General features: G+C 60.2%; 13 protein-coding genes. 10 read left to right on the plus strand and 3 right to left on the minus strand.

All coding sequences use genetic code 11. The annotated features are described in order from the left end of the window. Window positions 1-20: 20 nt before the first annotated feature. From otnI to ACSSVH_RS12985, 10 genes are all read left to right on the plus strand, one after another. On the plus strand, window positions 21-857 hold the full coding sequence (gene otnI / locus ACSSVH_RS12940; protein WP_492634668.1) for a 2-oxo-tetronate isomerase: 837 nt from the start codon (window positions 21-23) through the stop codon (window positions 855-857). Window positions 858-965: 108 nt separating this feature from the next. Beyond that, a complete protein-coding gene (locus ACSSVH_RS12945) occupies window positions 966-1,691 on the plus strand; it encodes a fimbrial biogenesis chaperone (RefSeq protein ID WP_432754140.1) in 726 nt (241 codons plus the stop codon). A 23-nt stretch (window positions 1,692-1,714) separates the two neighbouring features. Beyond that, window positions 1,715-2,701: a fimbrial protein gene (locus tag ACSSVH_RS12950; protein ID WP_169951703.1), complete on the plus strand. Its 987-nt coding sequence runs from the start codon at window positions 1,715-1,717 to the stop codon at window positions 2,699-2,701. A gap of 64 nt (window positions 2,702-2,765) precedes the next feature. Next, complete coding sequence (locus ACSSVH_RS12955) at window positions 2,766-5,576, plus strand: ATP-binding protein (RefSeq protein ID WP_492634669.1); 2,811 nt, start codon at window positions 2,766-2,768, stop codon at window positions 5,574-5,576. Beyond that, on the plus strand, window positions 5,563-6,756 hold the full coding sequence (gene pvrR, locus ACSSVH_RS12960) for a response regulator cyclic di-GMP phosphodiesterase PvrR (protein WP_492634670.1): 1,194 nt from the start codon (window positions 5,563-5,565) through the stop codon (window positions 6,754-6,756). Before ACSSVH_RS12955 ends, pvrR begins: the two co-directional genes overlap by 14 nt. An 82-nt stretch (window positions 6,757-6,838) precedes the next feature. Further along, on the plus strand, window positions 6,839-10,021 hold the full coding sequence (locus ACSSVH_RS12965) for a hybrid sensor histidine kinase/response regulator (RefSeq protein WP_492634671.1): 3,183 nt from the start codon (window positions 6,839-6,841) through the stop codon (window positions 10,019-10,021). Window positions 10,022-10,094: 73 nt separating this feature from the next. Continuing rightward, the gene (locus ACSSVH_RS12970) at window positions 10,095-10,742 is read left to right on the plus strand and encodes a response regulator (RefSeq protein WP_170041395.1); all 648 of its coding nucleotides are present in this window, start codon (window positions 10,095-10,097) and stop codon (window positions 10,740-10,742) included. Between the two features lie 147 nt (window positions 10,743-10,889). Then, window positions 10,890-11,492 carry a fimbrial protein gene (locus ACSSVH_RS12975; protein ID WP_169951714.1) on the plus strand — a complete coding sequence of 201 codons (603 nt, stop codon included), beginning with the start codon at window positions 10,890-10,892 and terminating at the stop codon, window positions 11,490-11,492. A 73-nt stretch (window positions 11,493-11,565) separates the two neighbouring features. Then, window positions 11,566-12,312, plus strand: a complete 747-nt coding sequence (locus tag ACSSVH_RS12980) for a fimbrial biogenesis chaperone (protein ID WP_169951715.1) — start codon at window positions 11,566-11,568, stop codon at window positions 12,310-12,312. A 79-nt stretch (window positions 12,313-12,391) separates the two neighbouring features. Continuing rightward, window positions 12,392-14,926, plus strand: coding sequence for a fimbria/pilus outer membrane usher protein (locus ACSSVH_RS12985; RefSeq protein ID WP_169951717.1), 2,535 nt, complete (start codon window positions 12,392-12,394; stop codon window positions 14,924-14,926). 78 nt (window positions 14,927-15,004) lie between these two features. Here ACSSVH_RS12985 and ACSSVH_RS12990 read toward each other — a convergent pair whose 3' ends face one another. From ACSSVH_RS12990 to ACSSVH_RS13000, 3 genes are all read right to left on the minus strand, one after another. Next, window positions 15,005-15,598 carry a hypothetical protein gene (locus tag ACSSVH_RS12990; RefSeq protein WP_492634672.1) on the minus strand — a complete coding sequence of 198 codons (594 nt, stop codon included), beginning with the start codon at window positions 15,596-15,598 and terminating at the stop codon, window positions 15,005-15,007. A 23-nt stretch (window positions 15,599-15,621) separates the two neighbouring features. Next, on the minus strand, window positions 15,622-16,536 hold the full coding sequence (locus tag ACSSVH_RS12995; protein WP_169951721.1) for a site-specific integrase: 915 nt from the start codon (window positions 16,534-16,536) through the stop codon (window positions 15,622-15,624). A 108-nt stretch (window positions 16,537-16,644) separates the two neighbouring features. Further along, window positions 16,645-17,445 carry a M949_RS01915 family surface polysaccharide biosynthesis protein gene (locus ACSSVH_RS13000; RefSeq protein WP_170041391.1) on the minus strand — a complete coding sequence of 267 codons (801 nt, stop codon included), beginning with the start codon at window positions 17,443-17,445 and terminating at the stop codon, window positions 16,645-16,647. Window positions 17,446-17,802: the final 357 nt, after the last annotated feature.

The following is a 17,802-nucleotide window of genomic DNA, read 5'->3' on the forward strand; positions in this document are numbered from 1 at the left end:
TGTTCACCCCTGGAGTCTTCATGCCTCGTTTCGCTGCCAACCTCAGCATGCTTTACCCCGAACATGATTTTCTCGACCGTTTTGCCGCCGCCGCTGCCGATGGTTTCCAGGCCGTGGAATACATGTTCCCCTACGCCTACCCCGCGCAACAGTTGAAACAACGGCTCGACGACAATGGCCTGGTCCAGGCCCTGTTCAACGCGCCGCCCGGCGATGTTGCGGCGGGCGAGAAAGGCACCGTGTCCCTGCCTGGTCGTGAATCGGAGTTTCGCTCAGGTTTCGACCAGGCCCTGGAATATGCCGCCGTCCTGGGCAACGACCGCATTCACGTTATGGCCGGGCTGCTGGCAAACGAAGCGGATCGCGCCAGGCACCAGCAAACCTACCTGGACAACCTCGACTATGCGGCCACACAAGCCGCCAAGAGCGGCGTCACCGTGTTGCTGGAGCCGATCAACACCCGGGACATACCGGGGTTTTTCCTCAATCACCAGCATCAGGCGCACGCCATCTGCAAAGCCGTCGGCCATGCCAACCTGAAAGTCCAGTTCGACATCTACCATTGCCAGATTGTCGAGGGCGACGTGGCGACGAAGCTGCGCCAGGACTTTGCCGGTATCGGCCACATCCAGATCGCGGGCGTGCCGGATCGCCACGAGCCGGACCTGCATAACGAGCTGAACTATCCCTATCTGTTCGAACTGATCGACCAACTGGGCTATACCGGCTGGGTGGGTTGCGAATACCGGCCGCGCGGCAACACATCCAAGGGCCTGCAATGGCTGCGTGATTGGCAGGCACGCCCAAACAAGAGCGTCACTTTCGGCGCAGACAAGCAGAACGCGCCCCAGCCCTGAGCCTGCAAATGTGGCTTTTAAGAATCGCCTGAGAGAATCCCCAGCGCCCACCTCCTAACATGAGCCCCGAAGCCATTCCAAACCTATCCAGGGAAGCTGCGGGCCCTCATGTCACCACTCAAGCATTTGCCATTCTGCCGGTCCCTGCTCTGGATCAGTGCGCTGCTTGCAGCGCTGCTGGCCCTGGCGCCCTGCGCGCAGGCGACGGTCAAGATTGAAGGCACGCGCCTGATCTACTTTGGCCAATATAAAGAAGCCAGCATCAACATCGTCAATCAGTCTCCCGGCGAACTGGTGGTGCAAAGCTGGGTCACCCGCGAGGACGATGATGCAACTTCGCCGGTGCCCTTTGCCGTGGTTCAGCCGCTGGTTCGCCTGGATGCTCAACAGCATCACCTGCTGCGTATTCTGTATGCCGGCGAAGGCTTGCCCGACGACGTGGAATCGATGTTCTTGCTCAACGTCATGGAAATCCCGCTGAAGCCGCAAGCCACCGACAGCGTGCAATTTGCCGTGCGCCAGCGTCTCAAGCTGTTCTATCGCCCGCCTGGGCTTGTCGGCAGCTCGTCAGAGGCGGTGCCCCGCTTGATGTGGGAGCGCACCGATGGGCAGTCCATAGCGGTCACCAATCCGAGTGCGTTTCACCTGTCCCTGATCGATGTGCAAATCGACGCCGGCGGCCAGGTTCAGGCGCTGGATGACTACGCATTGCTCAAGCCCGGGGAACGCAAAGTCTTCAGTGCCAAGGCCCCCATCAGCGCCGGGAGCCAAATCAACTTTACCGAAATCACCGATATCGGCTTGCAGGCCCGCCATCGTGCGGCCCTCAAGTGATGGTTCGTGGGGAACACCGACCTATGTCACACCTTAAATACCTGCTCCTGGCCACCTTGCTTGCCTGCGCCGCCCTCCCCGCTACCAGCTATGCGCTGGCCTGTCGGGTGGACGGTAGCGGTTCTGTCGCTGACACCGCGCCCCTGGGCACGGCATTGGCAGTAGCGGCCGATGCGCCGGATGGCACGATTATCTGGGAGTCGGGCCCACGCTCGGTGAACGTGATTTGCAAGGATGACTTTGAGCATGGCCGCGAAGAAGTGTTTTTTTACCTGAACCCGGCAAGCGTCAGTATCGGTCAGGGCATTCGTGCCGGGATTCGCTATAACTCGGTGCCGATCACCCAAAGCAGTGGCAAGTACGGTACTGGGTTCTACTCCGACCGCGGTTGCAACTTGTCAAACTGCGTCGGTTGGGACAAGGCCCGGTTCACCCTCAACTTCAGCGTGTTTATCGAGAAATTTGGTACCACGCCGCAAAACGGCCAGGCCAGTACCCTGTCGCAATACCGGGTCTTTCAACTGGACGGTATTACGGGGCTCAACAACCGCCCCAACAGCAACCTCAATTACATCGTCACCGGCGTCAACGACATCCGCTTCGTGCCCTGCACGCCAGACCTGACGATCACGCCCAACGTGGTGAACTTTCCCAAGCCCTCGCGCAAGGCGCAGATCGGCGAGGTGGCAAGCACCGCCACCTTCAGCTTGAGCCTGCGCAAAGCCTGCGACACCCCGTATACGGTGAGCGCGCGCTTCGCCACCACCCCGGGCGGCGGGAACGTGATCAATGGCCTGTTGGTGCCGGCCAATAACAGTTCCGTGGGCATTTCGTTGGCCTGGGACTATACCAATCAGCATCTGCCCTTTAATGAATGGTTCCCCCTGGCCCGAATGAATGGTGCTAATCAGACCTTCCGCCAAGACTTCAGGGCGGACTTGAAGTGGCGCAGCCTGCCCATTCCCGGCGCGTTCGATGCGGCGGTCGTGGTCGATATGTTCTACAAGTAACGGCACCGGCGCTTTTAAGGATCGTCTTATGCCCAGGCGCTGGGCGGCCGATTAAAATCCGCCGATGCGATTTAAAAGTTATCTGTTGCAAATCAATCCCGTCCTGTCCCGACCCGAAGCAGCCAGAAGGCTGCTTCGTCTTTTCGCCACCGTGTTGCTGGTTGGCATCTTGAGCGGTGTCTATACGTTTCTGCTCTCCACCTTCAACAATGACATCTCCCAGCGGCGCGGCTATATGAGCAGCGCCATTGCCGAGGCGCATACCTTCTTCACCACCCGTGAAGCGCTGCTTGAAAGCCTGAGCCTGTCGGCGGTGCGCAAATCCGCGCAGGCCAAGGCCCAGGTCTACCCGACCGTGGGCGAAGAGCAGCGCCTGCTGCTGGGCAACACGCCAAGCCATCAGTGGAGCATCTGGCTGACCTCGCGCATGCGCAGTTACCTGAAGACCAAGCAGGTCAACCTGCTCTACGTGACCGCCGGCCCCGATCCGCAACTGACCCGGCTCTACGACTCCACGCCCCAGGTACTGCCGTTTTCCCAGTGCATGCTCAATCGCCTGCGGGCGCTGAAGAAGCACAACCCGTTGGACCCCGGCGAACTCTGGCTCAGCGACCAGACCGAAGGCCATTCCCACCTCTACCTGTTCATTCTGCTGGATGAGCGCGACCCCGACTCCGGCTGGCTGGGCCTGGAGATGGAAAGCCATGAAGTGTCCACGACCCTCAATGACCAGAGTGCAGGCGAATTCATGATGCTCAACTCCCAGGGCATGCTGGTGTTTACCAATAGCCACGACCCACGGCTGGACCAGTCCCTGCTCAAGCCCAAGGGCGAGAATTTTTTCGGTTTTGTCGGCGGTGGCCTGGTGCCGGATCACCTGGTGATTCGCAAGCAATTGAAGTCGTCGGACTGGCAACTGATGTATTCGATCAACTTGCGCGATGTAGTGCGCGGATTGTGGCGCGAACTGCTTGGCTCGCTGGTGTTTTGCCTGTTCAGCGTGACCCTGATCTGGCTGGTGATGCGCCGGGTCAATCAACGCTTCATCATCCCGTCGATCAATGGCATCCAGGCGCTGATCGAAAGCGAGGCCTTCGGGCGCGACGTGATCCAGACCGCGCCGGTGGCGTTGTGCGTGCTGCGTCGCACCGACGGCCAGGTGGTGCTGGAAAACACCCTGGCCCAGCAGTGGCTGGGCACCGGCCTGGAGCGTGAAGCGCTGTGCGCCGGCTGGATCCGTCAGGCCTTCGATGGCACCTCCTGCGGGCATTCGGATTACTTCGAGACCGTCGACGGTCGCCACCTTTACCTCAGCAGCGCGCCCACCCGCTATAGAGGTGAGGACGTGCTGTTTTGTGCATTCAGCGACATCAGTGCGCGCAAACAAGTGGAAGCGGCCCTGGAAGACGCGCGGCAATCAGCGGATGCGGCGAATGCCGCGAAAACCCTGTTCCTGGCGACCATGAGCCACGAGATCCGCACACCGCTGTACGGCGTGCTGGGCACCCTGGAACTGCTGGCCCGCACTCAGCTCGATGCCCAGCAAAAAGACTACCTGCATGCCATAGAGGGTTCTTCGGCCACGTTGCTGCAACTGATCTGCGATGTGCTGGATGTGTCGAAGATCGAGGCCGGGCAGTTGGCGTTGGAGCTGAGCGAGTTCTCGCCCCTGGACCTGGTCAATGAAATCATCCAGGGCTATGCCGCGGCCGCCAGGGGCAAGGGTTTGCAGCTCTACGCCTGCTTTGATCCCAAGCTGCCCGAGCGGCTGATGGGCGATGTCACACGCCTGCGGCAGATCCTCAACAACCTGTTGAACAACGCGGTGAAATTCACCGACTACGGGCGCGTGGTTCTGCGGGTCAAGTTGCTTGACCGCGATGACGAGCGCTCCAGCGTACTGTGGCAAGTGTCCGACACCGGCAAAGGCATTGCCCAGGAAGACCAGGCGATGATTTTCGAGCCGTTCTATCAAAGCGAGGGCAATACCAACGTGGTGGCCGGCACCGGGCTTGGCCTGCCGATATGCCAGCGCCTGACGCAATTGATGAATGGGCATATCCGCATGGTCAGCGAGCTGGGCCTGGGCAGCAGTTTCAGCCTGACCCTGCCACTGGAAGTGGCGCACTGTGCGCCCATGAGCAGCTTGCTTGCCGAGACTGTCTATGTGGTCTCGCCGATTCCCGAACTCGCTCAATCGATCAGCGGCTGGCTGCGCCGCTGGGGCGCCCGGGCCCAGACCGGCCAGCCGACCCACCCCGATGGTCAACTGCTGCTGGAGCTACACCCCGGCGCCATCGAACAACCCCTGGTGCCCGATTGGCCGGGGCCGGTGATCCTGGTCAGTAGCAACAGCGGCAATGGCCAGCAACCCGAGACCGGTACGTGGCACGCCAACCTCAACCAATTGAGTGCGATTCACCAGGCGGTCAGCCAGGCCCAGGGATTGTGGGTCGCCCGGGTCGATGAGCAGGCGCAAAAGCGTGAACTGCGCAAGCTCAACCTGCATGTGCTGGTGGCCGAGGACAACGTTATCAATCAATTGATTTTGCGCGATCAGCTTGAGGAACTTGGGTGCACCGTGGAATTGGCCTGCGATGGTCATGAAGCGCTGCAGCTGTGCAAGGCCTCACACTTCGATGTGGTACTGACGGATGTGAATATGCCCAGAGTCAACGGTTACGAATTAGCCAGGCAGTTGCGCAGCCAAGGTTGCGCGCTGCCCATCATCGGCGCGACTGCCAACGCCATGCGCGGCGAGGCCGACCTGTGCCTGGCCGCCGGAATGAACCATTGCCTGGTCAAACCCTTTGCGTTGCGGGCCCTCTTCAACTACCTGGAGCCTTACGCACGGATCCCCCATGAAGCCCTATAGTATTTTGATCGTCGAGGACCATCCCCTGCAGCACCTGTACCTGCAGAACCTGCTCAATGAATTGGGTGACTTCCTGCTGGAGGCTGCCCAGGATGGGAACGAGGCGCTGGAGCGCCTGCGCCAGCGTGATTTCGACCTGGTACTGACGGATCTGCTGATGCCGGGCATGGACGGTGTGCAGTTTATCCAGAGCCTGGCGACCCTGCGCTGCAAGCCTGCCCTGGCTATCATGAGTGCCGCGTCCCGGCGGATGTTGATGGCGGCCAGCCTGGTGGCGAAAAATCTCGATGTGAAAGTCATCGGGCTGATTTCCAAGCCGGTCGCCGCTGATGCGCTGCGCAGCCTGGTCAGCCAGCTCAACCACAAGGACCGCAGCCCTTCCCCACCGGCCGCGACGGCCCCGGCGATTGACCGGCATACGCTCATCCAGGCCATGGGCAACGGGCAAATCCAGGCCTGGTTCCAACCGAAAAAATCCCTGGCCAACGGCCGGATCGTCGCTGCCGAAGCGCTGGTGCGCTGGATGCACCCCGCACAAGGGGTACTGTTGCCCGCGGCGTTTTTGCCGGCGATCAAGGCCTTCGACCTGGAGGAGCGCCTGTTGTGGCTGGTGCTCAAGCAAGCGATCCATGCCCAGGAGCGCTGGCGCCAGCGCGGGTATGAAATCCCGGTATCGATCAACTTGCCGACGCACCTGCTCAACAGCCATGACTTGGCAGACCGCCTGCTGGCGTTTGTCCTGGAGCACCAGGGCATCCCGGGGATGATCTGCTTCGAGCTGATGGAATGCTCGGTGCCCCAGGACATCAGCAACTTCTACGCCGGTGCCTGCCGCCTGCGGATCAAGGGATTTGGCCTGTCCCAGGACGATTTCGGCAAAGGCTACAGCTCTTACCTGAACCTGGTCTCGACCCCGTTTACCGAACTGAAGATCGACCAGGCGCTGGTGCAGGGTTGCCATGATAACGAGGGCATGGCTTCGGCCCTGGCCAGCATCATCGCACTGGGCCGCAAACTGGGGCTGACCGTCGTCGCCGAAGGAGTCGAAACACCCCAGCAACTGGCGCTGCTGCGCAAAATCGACTGCACCCAGGTCCAGGGCTTCCTGATCTCTCACGCGGTGTCGTCAGAACAATTTCAGCAACTGTTGAACAATGATGGCCCTGCGACATCTCATTAGCCCGCGGCCTGGATTTGTCTAACCTGTATAAGGAGTAAACTCCATCCAGCGCCGATTCTTCATCCGCCTGCGAAAACCTTCCATGAAGCACAACAACGCGATCCTCGAAGCATTCACCCGCAGCTCACTGCGCTTGAACAAAGGGCTGATGGTGGTGCTCGGCGTCGCGTTGCTGCTGGCAGGCACCAGTTACTGGGCACTGCAGCGGATCATCGATGCACAGTACGCTGCCGTGGGTTTTCATTTTGCGCGGCTGATGGAAAACATCCAGGAACAGGAAGTCTTCCTCCGGACCCTGGCGCAGCCGGCTATCCAACGCGAGTTGACCAGCGACAAGAACGTCCAGGCCAGCCTCCAGAGCCAACGCCTGGACGCCCACACCACCCGTTATGAAGGCCGCGAGTTCGCGTTTTCGGTGCCCTTCAGCGCGCGGTTCGAGGCACAACGGGTCACGCCCGCCGAGCAGCAGAAGATCTTTGCCCTCGGCGTGCACCTGGCCAGCTACTACAGTGCGTTCTGGTCATCGTCGCCCTACGCTTCGCCCCATGTCTTTATCTTCAACCGCCTGGTCAACTACGACATGGCGGTGCCTGCGGTCGGCTACCAGCGAGGCGGCAAAACCCCATTCAACGGCCCGTCCCCCGAGCAGGCCGAGGCCGTGCGGCAAAGGCTCGGCCAGTTGCACCGAGTGGACGAGCGCCTTTACTGGGAGGCCTACATCCCATCCGGCACGCCCCCTGCGGCCCCTCAGTTATTGGCGTATGTGGCGGTGACCCTCAACCCTCAGGTATTGCGCGCCGGCCAAGGCGATAACCCGGTGATGGTTGCTACCCTGCTGGACATGGCGCACGTCAACGATGTGGAACGCACCATGGAGTCGTCCATCTATGACCGGTTCACCCTGATCTCCCCGGCCGGCCAGACGTTGACTGGCCCCCAGGCCATGGCGTCGTCCCTGGGCGAAGGGCTGAATTTTCGCGCTGAAGGCCTGGAGTTCAAGATCACCCACAATACTGAGTCGCAGTGGACGGCGATCTACGGGATCAGCTACAAGCATTTTTTCCGCTATGCCCTGTGGCCACTGACGAGCCTTGCGCTATTTGTGTGTGCGGTACTGGCGATTGCCTGGGCGGGCAACCGCTGGTACCGCAAGCACGTGATTCGCCCGGCGCGCCAGGCCCATGAGCGCATTGCCGAAAGCGTGGCGTTCAGCCGGGTGATTATCGACACCGCGCCCACCGGCCTGTGTGTGGTGGGCCGCGCGGATGGCCAGGTATTGATCGAGAACCAGCGCGCCCAGCAATGGCCTGGCACCGCCAGGCTGGTGGCGGCCCTCAGCCGTTCCCACGACAACGCCGACAGTGGCGAAACCCACCTGGAAATCGAGGGCCGGCACTTGCAGGTGGGCTTCGTCTCCACCCGTTACCAGGGCCAGGATGTGCGCCTGTATGCATTCAACGACGTCACCCGGCACATCGAGGACGCCCTGGCCCTGGAAGACGCCCGGCGCGCCGCCGATGCGGCCAATGAAGCCAAGACGCTGTTCCTGGCCACCATGAGCCATGAAATCCGCACGCCTTTGTACGGTGTGCTCGGCACCCTGGAACTGCTCGGGTTGACGCCCCTGGACCCGCGCCAGAAAACCTACCTGCACACCATTCAGCGCTCGTCTGCCACGCTGTTCCAACTGATCAGTGATGTGCTCGATGTGTCGAAAATCGAATCCGGGCAGATGGCAATCGAATCCATCGAGTTTTGCCCACTGGACATGCTCGAAGACACCCTGCACACCTACGCAGCCTTCGCCCAGCGCAAGGGCCTGCAACTGTACGGCTGCATCGATGCGCAGTTACCCGATTGCGTGGTTGGCGACCCGATGCGTATCCGCCAGATCCTCAACAATCTGGTGAGCAATGCCATCAAGTTTACCGACATAGGCCGCGTGGTGATTCGTGCCAGGGCGATGCGCCGGGGCAACGATCGCGTCGACCTGGAGTGGCAAGTGACCGACTCCGGCGTGGGCATCAGCCAGGCGCAGCAGGCCAAGCTGTTCGACTTGTTCTACCAGGCCCCGGACACCGCCGGCCAAGGCGGCGCCGGGCTTGGCCTGCCGATTTGCCGCTGGCTGGCCGAGATGATGGATGGCCAGATCAAGGTGGTCAGCGAACCCGGCCTGGGCAGCAGCTTCACCCTGAAGATGAGCTTGCCGACAGGCCGTGGCGAGCTGCCGGGGCTGCCGCCCATTGAACCAAGCACCACACCGGTGCAGGTGCTGGCGCCCGTGCGCGAGTTGGCCGAGTCGCTGTGCGACTGGCTCAGCCGCCTGGGCATCCAGGCCTCGGTGGCAGCGCTGCCCCTGGCCCAACAAAGCGAGCTAGCGGTGCTGGTCGAGATGCTGCCCGCAGGCCCGCCGCGGCCCTGGTCCGGGCCACGGGTGTTGTGTGTGCCGGGTGCACACAGCCCGCCGCTGCACACCGCCCAAGGCTGGGAAGTGGATATGCATGACGTGCGCGCCATTGCGGCGGTGGTTTCACTGGCGCAACGGGGTAAACAGGAGGCCGTGCTGCACGCCGAACAACAGAGTGCCGGGCAGTTGCAGCTGCGCATCCTGGTGGCTGAGGACAACCCGGTGAACCAGGCCATCATCCAGGAACAGCTGCAAGCGTTGGGCTGTACGGTAACCCTGGCGGACAACGGCGAGCAGGCCATGCACCTATGGCAACCCCAAGCCTTCGACCTGGTGCTGACGGACGTCAATATGCCGTTGATGAATGGCTATGAACTGGCCCGCACCCTCAGGGAGCACGATCCGCAACTGCCGATCATCGGTGTCACCGCCAATGCCATGCGCGAGGAAGGCCAGCGTTGCCTGGCGGTCGGGATGAATGCCTGGCTGGTCAAGCCCTTGAGCCTGCAAACCCTGCGTGCGCAGTTGATCAAACTGTGCAAACCCACGGTACGCGCCGAGCCGGCGGTAATTGACACGGTGCAGATGTCAGACAAAATGCGCCCGCTGTTTATCAGCAGTGTGCAGCACGATCTGCAGCGCATCAGCGCCGCACTCGAGCAACGTGATTGCCGGGGCCTGGCCGAAACCTTGCATTCGGTGGCCGGCGCCTTGGGGGCGGTGCAGGCACTCGACCTGGCCCAGGCGTGTATCGAACTGGAAAGCCAGTTGGCCGGCGGCCGGCTCAGTACCACGCTGGAGCTTGAGACAAAACAGGTCATGACTCGGCTGTCAGCCTTGCTCGGGGCACAGCTATGAGCGCATTGCACCGCCTGGCGCGCAAGCGCGTGGGACCACCTCACTTACTGAACCAGCATTACGGGCCCGCCTTATGAAAACATTCACTGTGGTTATTGCAGACGATCACCCCATCGTGCTCCTGGGGGTGCGAGAACTCGTCGAGCGAGACGAGCGCTTTGAAGTCGTTGGTGAAGCGATCTGTTCGGCGGGCCTCATCGGCCTGCTTGAGCAGCAGCCTGTCGACATCGTGATTACCGATTACAACATGCCCGGCGATTCGCCCTACGGTGATGGCTTGAAACTGGTGGAGTACCTCAAGCGACACTTCCCCGAGGTGCAGATTCTGATCCTGACCATGATTTCCAACCATCTGATCCTGACCCGCCTGCAAGAGTTGGGGGTGGTTGGGGTAATCCAGAAAAGCCAGTTGCACACCGAAATCCAGGTCGCCCTCAAGTCCATTGCGCAACAGGCGCTGTATCGCAGCCTGGAGCCGGCCAAGACCTCGGTGATCGAGTCAATGACTGCCATTGATGCACGCTTCTCGACGCTATCGCCGAAGGAGTTCGAGATATTGCGTTTATTCATTTCGGGCAAAAGTGTCAGTGATATCGCGCGCAGCCAGAATAGAAGCTCAAAGACTATCAGTGCGCAAAAAATTTCGGCCATGCGCAAACTTGAAGTCAGCAGTGATCAGGATTTATTAACTTACTGCCTGGAGCAGAATATCTTCAACTAGTTCGCACTTTATCAAGTAGTGCCATTTTTAACTAACTCGCGCTGTAGTGCTTTATAAGAATCGTCTTATTCTCTCTAAGGCACAAATTCACTATTGTTCGTTGGCAGTTTCAACCCGCCTCTACAACCAACACTAACGGACATCATCATGAAGAAGTTTTCCCTGGCCCTTATCGCTGTGTCAGTTATTGCCGCCAGCGGCAGTGCGTTTGCCGAAACTACCCCGGGTACGGGTACCCCGGGCGGCGGCGGCAAAATCACCTTCACCGGTTTGATCAACAACGACGCTTGCTCGGTTGACGGTGCCAACGCTGATCGCGTGATCTCCGTCGACATGGGCACCGTCTCCATCAAAGACATGGGCACTGCTGAAAACCCGGCCTCGGGCCGTGTGACCGCCAAGGACTTCAACCTCAGCGTGAACTGCAACCTGGGCACTAAAGTGGCGATGATCTTTGACGCCAAAAGTGGTGGTTCAGGCCTGGTGACTGGTAAAAAAGTCCTCGCCCTGACCCCTGGTAACGGCAGCGCAAGCAACGTCGGTATCGCACTGCTCGACAGCACTGGCGCGCTGATCGACCTCAGCTCCCCGGCCACCGCTCGTATCGAAAGCGCCATGCACGGCCAAGGTGCCGTAGGCGGCGACGCAACCTTGAGCTTTGCTGCGGCCTACGTCACCACCGGTGCAGCCGGTGCCTCCACCGCGGGTCGTGGTGACGCCACCCTGCCGTTCATCCTGCAATACGAATAAACGACACGCAGCGCCTGTCACGCGCGAGGCCTTCGGGCCTCGCCATTTATTCGACCACCAAACGGTAGACATCATGTTGCCTCGTTCCATTGCAGCAGGCCTCGGGCTGCTGACCCTGCTTATGGCGACCCAGGCTGCCGCGAGCATTTCACTGAGTGCCACCCGTATCGTCTTCGATGGCGATCACAAGGAGGCCAATATCACCGTGCGCAACGGTAACCAGGACGTATTGATTCAATCCTGGGTCGACACCAACGATGCGCAAGCCAGTGCTGCACCCTTCGCGGTAACCCCGCCACTGGCACGCATATTTGCCAAGGAGCAGCAGTTGCTGCGAATTCTTTACCAGGGTGCCGGGATGCCAACGGATCGTGAGTCCGTGGTCTGGCTCAATGTGCAAGAGATTCCCCAGGCCGCCGCCTCCGACAACACGTTGCAGTTGGCGGTACGCCAGCGCATCAAGGTGTTTTTCCGCCCAGCGGGGTTGCCAGGTAGCGCGCTGTCGGCGCCCGCGCAACTGCAGTGGCAATTGCAAAAGCGCAGCGCTGACTCGCTGCTGACGGTCAAGAACCCGACGCTGTATCACGTGTCCATGGCCGACATACAACTGCAGGCCGGTAAACAAACAGAACTGGCTGCCGACTCGACAATGATTGCGCCGGGTGCCGAAAAACAGTTCAGCGTTAAACAACTCAATAGTCACGATGCTGTGCAGTTGTCTTTTTCCAGTATTAACGACTATGGCGCACAAGATAAATACACCGCACAACTTTCCACGCGTCTGACAGCCAAGGCCATTGAGGCGCGCACCAAGCAATAAGCATTTCCCTTAAACCCTTCAGGTTCGATTCGAGTGCGTACTCGCGTGCCTCGCCTGTCCGATAAGCAGGGATGATTGCATGTTTTTTCTTTTAGGCAGCAGGCCCAATCATTACATATCAAGCGAGCGCACTTTACGCGCGTCGACAACTTGCACGCTGTCACTGGCCATTCTTGCCGGTTCGCCCGCTTGGGCCGTTGCCGATGAACCGTCCCTGGAAGTGTTCAACACCACTTTTTTGCAAGGTGCACAATCGTCGGTCGACCTGCAGCAACTGCTCTCGGCCAACAGCGTGCTGCCTGGCAACTACCGGGTCGACCTGTACAGCAATGAGGTGTTGGTGGGCCGGCGTGACATCGACTTCAAACGCAACCCGCAGACCGGCCGGGTCGATCCCTGCCTGACCCTGGATCTGCTCAAGCAACTGGGCATCGACATGCCCCTCTTGCAGGCCCAGGGCAAGCTCGACCCCAACCAGCCCCAGGACTGCTACGACCTGCCGACGCTGATCGACCAGGCGACCTTGCGCTATGACGCCAGTCGCCTGCGCCTGGCGGCGAGCATTCCGCAGGTCGCGATGCAACGGGGCATGCGCGGTTATGTCGACCCAGAGCTTTGGGACGACGGCGTGCCGGCGGCGTTTATCAACTATCAACTCAACAGCAGCCGCACAGGCGGCGACTATGAAACGCGCATCAACAACAACCTGGGGCTGCGCAATGGTATCAACCTGGGGGGCTGGCGGCTGCGTAACGAGTCGAACCTGAGCAGCGGTACCGGGCGCCCGAGCAATTTCACCAGCAACCGCAGCTATGTGCAGCATGACGTGACTGTGCTCAAGGGGCAGTTCAGTGCCGGCGAGATTTTTTCCGATACCGACCTGTTCGACAGCGTGCGCTACCGTGGCCTGAAGCTGGCGTCCGACGAAGGCATGCGCGCCGACAGCGAGCGCGGTTATGCGCCGGTGATCCGTGGTGTAGCGCAAACCAACGCCACCGTAGAAATCCGCCAGAACGACTACATCCTGTACACCGCCAACGTCGCGCCCGGCCCCTTCGAGATCAACGACATCTACCCCAGCGGCTCGAACGGCGACCTGGAAATCACCATCATCGAGGCCGACGGCCGTCGTCACGTGAGCACCCAGGCGTTCTCCAGCCTGCCGATCATGGTGCGTGAAGGCCAGGTCAAATACAGCGTGTCGGCCGGTAAATTCAGCAGCAATGCTGACGGCTTGGCGAGCCCGCAATTTGTCAGCAGCACCCTCGCCTACGGCCTCACCAGCAACCTGAGCGCGATTGTCGGCCTGCAAGCCAGTGAAGACTACAAGGCGTTCTCCCTGGGAGTGGGCCGCAACACATCGCTGGGCGCCGTGTCCATGGACGTCACTCACTCGTCGAGCGCCGCCCAAGGGCAAACGACCCAGGGCAACAGTGTGCGTGCGTTATATGCCAAGACCTTTGCCGGCACCGACACCAATTTCACCCTCGCCGCGTATCGTTATTCAACCGAGGGTTACCGCACCCTGACCGACCACGTCGAGGACACCAGCGAAGAGGCCGTCAAGCGCACCGGCAACTCGAAAACCCGTACCGACCTGACCATCAACCAGAGTCTGGGGCGCAACCGTGAGTTCGGCAGCCTCTACGTGAACGCCACCGACCAACGCTATTGGAACCGTGGCGGCTCCCAGAGCTTTTCAGCTGGCTACAACAACAACTGGGGCGACCTGAGCTACAACCTGGGCGTGACCCGCACCAAACAGATCGCCAGCTGGGGCGCACCCGACTCCGACACGCAGTTCAACCTGTCTGTTTCGTTCCCCTTGGGCAGCCAGCCCCGGGCGCCGCGCGCGTTCGTCACCAGCAGCACCCAGCGAGGCGATACCAGCACCCAGGCCGGTATCAACGGTTATGTGGCCGATACCAGCGATGTGTTCTATTCGGTGCAGGCCGGCCATAGCAGTACGGGCGGCCAATCGGGATCAGCCAACATCAACAGCCGCACCTCCATGGCCGATATCAGCCTGGGGTACAGCCAGGGGCGTGGTTATGACTCGCAAAACCTTAACGTTGCCGGTTCGGTGGTGGCCCACGCCGGTGGTATCAACCTTGGGCAGACTGTCAGCGAGACCTTCGCCCTGGCCCAGGTGCCGGGCATCAGCGGGGCAAAGATCAGCAGCTACAGCGGGGTTGAAACCGGGCGCAACGGCTATGCAGTTATCCCCTCGACACAACCTTATCGAGTGAACTGGATCAGCCTCGACACCCGCGACCTGGGCGGCGACATCGAAATCACCCAAGCCACGCAGCAACTGGTGCCACGCCGTGGGGCCGTAGTATTGGCCCGCTACAGCGGCAAAAGCGGGCGGCGCGTGCTGTTTGAACTGTTTGATGCACAGCACCAGCGCATGACGTTTGGCGCCTCCCTGGAAGACGCCAGCGGCAAGCAATTGGCCATCGCCGACCCCAGCGGCAATGCCTTGGTGCTGGTTGAAGAAGACCAGGGCAGCCTGACGATCAAGTGGGGTGACCAGCAATGTACGGCGCCGTACGCCCTGCCCGCGCAAAACAGGGCGTTGAACTACGAGCGCCAGGCATTGACATGCCAATAAGCCGTAGCCCTTGTCGAGGGCGACACCGCTCAAATCTGCGATAGCGGCTCGACAGATCTGCGGGGTTGTGCCTATCCCCTACTCTGGTTTGGATGGGCGATATTCCATGATGGTCTCATGGTGTATTTTGCCGCATTCGTAGGTGATGGTTCGCTTCACAGACATCGGCGAAGGCTCCAGGGGCTCAGGCAGTGTCTTGTCTCTCCTGAACAGGCCTTCAGACAAGATATTGACCCCCAGCGCACCCCCGAGAAAGCCCACAAACACGCCGATCATATCGACAATTTTGGCCATGATGGCGTATAGCGTTTCGCCATCATCCTCTTGCCTCTGCTCGTCTTTTTTTGGCGCGCATTCCTGGTTCTGAGCCTTGAGCGCAGCGCATTTTTTTTCGTCGGTATCGGCTTGCAGGCGCTGGTTTATTTGCGCTGTTTCTTGGGACTCAGCTTGCCGCTGCTCTTTGAAATCCATGTACTTGAACCACGAAACACCAGGCGGGACCATAGAAACAACCACCAGAATCAACCCCAGGTAGATATTCTGTTTCGCCGCCGTGATGCCCTTAAAGACCTTGCCGGAACGTACCCGCCACCCGATCAAAAAGGCGATCGCACCCCAACCGCTCAGTGCAAGCAGGGTCGCCCACCAAAAATCATTAATGCTTGTAGTCATGCTTACTTCCTGAGTCTGAAAAATCAAAGATCAAACCGATCAATCGCCCGCCGCCGCTCGTTGTCATCGCGCACGTCGTAGCTGGCGGTGGTCTGGATATTGGTGTGGTGCGCCAGTTTCTGCGCAATCGACAAGTCATGCTCCTCGATCACCCGGGTAATGAATGATCGCCGGAAATCATGGGGCATGATCTTCACGCCCACCTGCTCGCCGCGTTGGCGGGCGATGTAGTAAATCGCATGTTTGGTAATGCGTTCGCGGGTGATGTGGCTGCCACGGCGGATGCGGTTGAACAGGAAGCTATCGTCCTGTTCCCCGTCCTTTAGATGCTCGCGGCGAAATTCCAGCCAGGCCTGCAACTTGGCAAACGCCCAGGCTGGCGCGTACTTGACCAGTTCCTTGTTGCCCTTGCCGATCACCCGCAGGCTGCGCTCTGCAAAGTTCACCTGGGCCAGGTCGAGGTTGACCGACTCTGACTTGCGCATCCCCGAGCCATAGAGGATTGCGATCACTGCCGCATCCCGCAGGCCCTGGGGCCTTGGATCGGCAGCGCAGACGTCCATCAGTTCGCGGATCAAGGTGCGGCGCAGGTTGCGTCCCTGGCTCAAGCGCGTGCCGGCGGTGGCTTTGACCGAGCGCATCTTCAGCAGGTGTTCCTGGCTGATCAGGCTGATGCGCCAGGCTTCGTTCATCACCCCGCGCACGGCGTTGACATACAGCGATGAGGTGTTGGGCGCGTACCCGTCTTCACGTAACACGGCGACCAGGGCCATCACGTGTTCGGGTTGCAACAGATGCCAGTCGATATCTTCCAGGTTGATCTCTTCGAAACCCAGGCGGTCGGCGGCGTCTTGCAGAACGTAGCGCATGGTCAATTGGCTGGAGGGCGCCAGGCGCGCGAGATAAAGGGTCAGGGGGTTGCGGGAAATCTCAGTCAAAATAGATCAGCCTTGAGATTAAATATCGAGACTAAGCCTATGTTTAATCTCGGTATTTATTGGTTTGGCGAGCGCCGAGTCTAACGCAGGTCGGCGCCGCATACCAAACTAGGGCTCATCCTCGGCCGGTGCCGGGCTCTGCTGCTGGCTCCAGTCGGCGTCCTGTTTTTGCATCAGCGCAAACCACTGCTGGCGCATGAAAACCAGCAGCTTGGCGGGCGCCTTGGCGAAGTCTTGCTCGTCGTTGTAGCAGCCTGGCAATGGCAGGTCGGTGCCCTGCTCCTGGTATTGACTGACCAGGGCCTGCTGCGCGGCAACCGTGCAATCGGTGGGCAGCGGCATACCGCGCAGCGCGCCGGCCTCCTCGTCCCACCAACTGGCGCCGTAGCGGTCGACCCCACGCAGCCCGTACTTGTGCGCCTTGCCGATGTGCATGATCAGCTTGAACTCACGGGGGCTGACATCACTGGTGCAGGTGCGTGAATAGCCCACGGTCACCTGGCTCAGACCGTCACCCAGCAAGTCGGTGACGCGGGTCGCGGCGTTATCGAAGTGCAGGCCGGCGTCGAACTCGCAGCGCTGCACATCGTCATGCAGCATCCACAGGCGCTTGGGGCGATCCCCTTCCAACAGGTACTGCGCGGCATAGATCGACGCCGATTGCGTGCCGTCGTCATCGCGCTCGCCTGCTTCCTGCTCGGCCAGTACCAGCAGGTTATGACCCTGGCGGTCATCCCAGCTATACGCTGCCACCTGCTTGCCCTGCACCTCGACCCCGGGCGGAACCTGGGCCAGCGGCGTCAGGCTCACTTGCTCGGCAGCGCCCGCAGTCTGGGCAGCCCCCAGGGTCATCCACATCACTATCAACACCGGCCTTAACTGGCCCCGTAAAAACTGCACGCTATTCATCCGACTACCCTGGCAAGAGACCGCCTACTTTACCGGCACTTGCAGGGTGTTGCTGAGAAGATTGTTCAATCGCCATGGATTGCCAACCCGATTAAATCAGCGCGAATACGCACTAAAGCACTTACGGATTAGGACTACGTGTAAACAGTTATCGTTTGTCTGCGTTCTTTATTGTCTAGCTGAACACTAGCTGTCTGCCCACCAAATAAACGAGTTTTTCATCTGCCTTTCATATTCGCTGGACAAATTTGCGCTTAATCTTGGCCGCAATACTTGGGGCAAGCCGGGTTTTGCTGACTAACTCCTTGATAATGCTTTACCTTTGGCCGTTATGGGCTTTACTCAGGGTGGCTCTGC

Source organism: Pseudomonas sp. HC1(2025) (genome assembly GCF_058742075.1).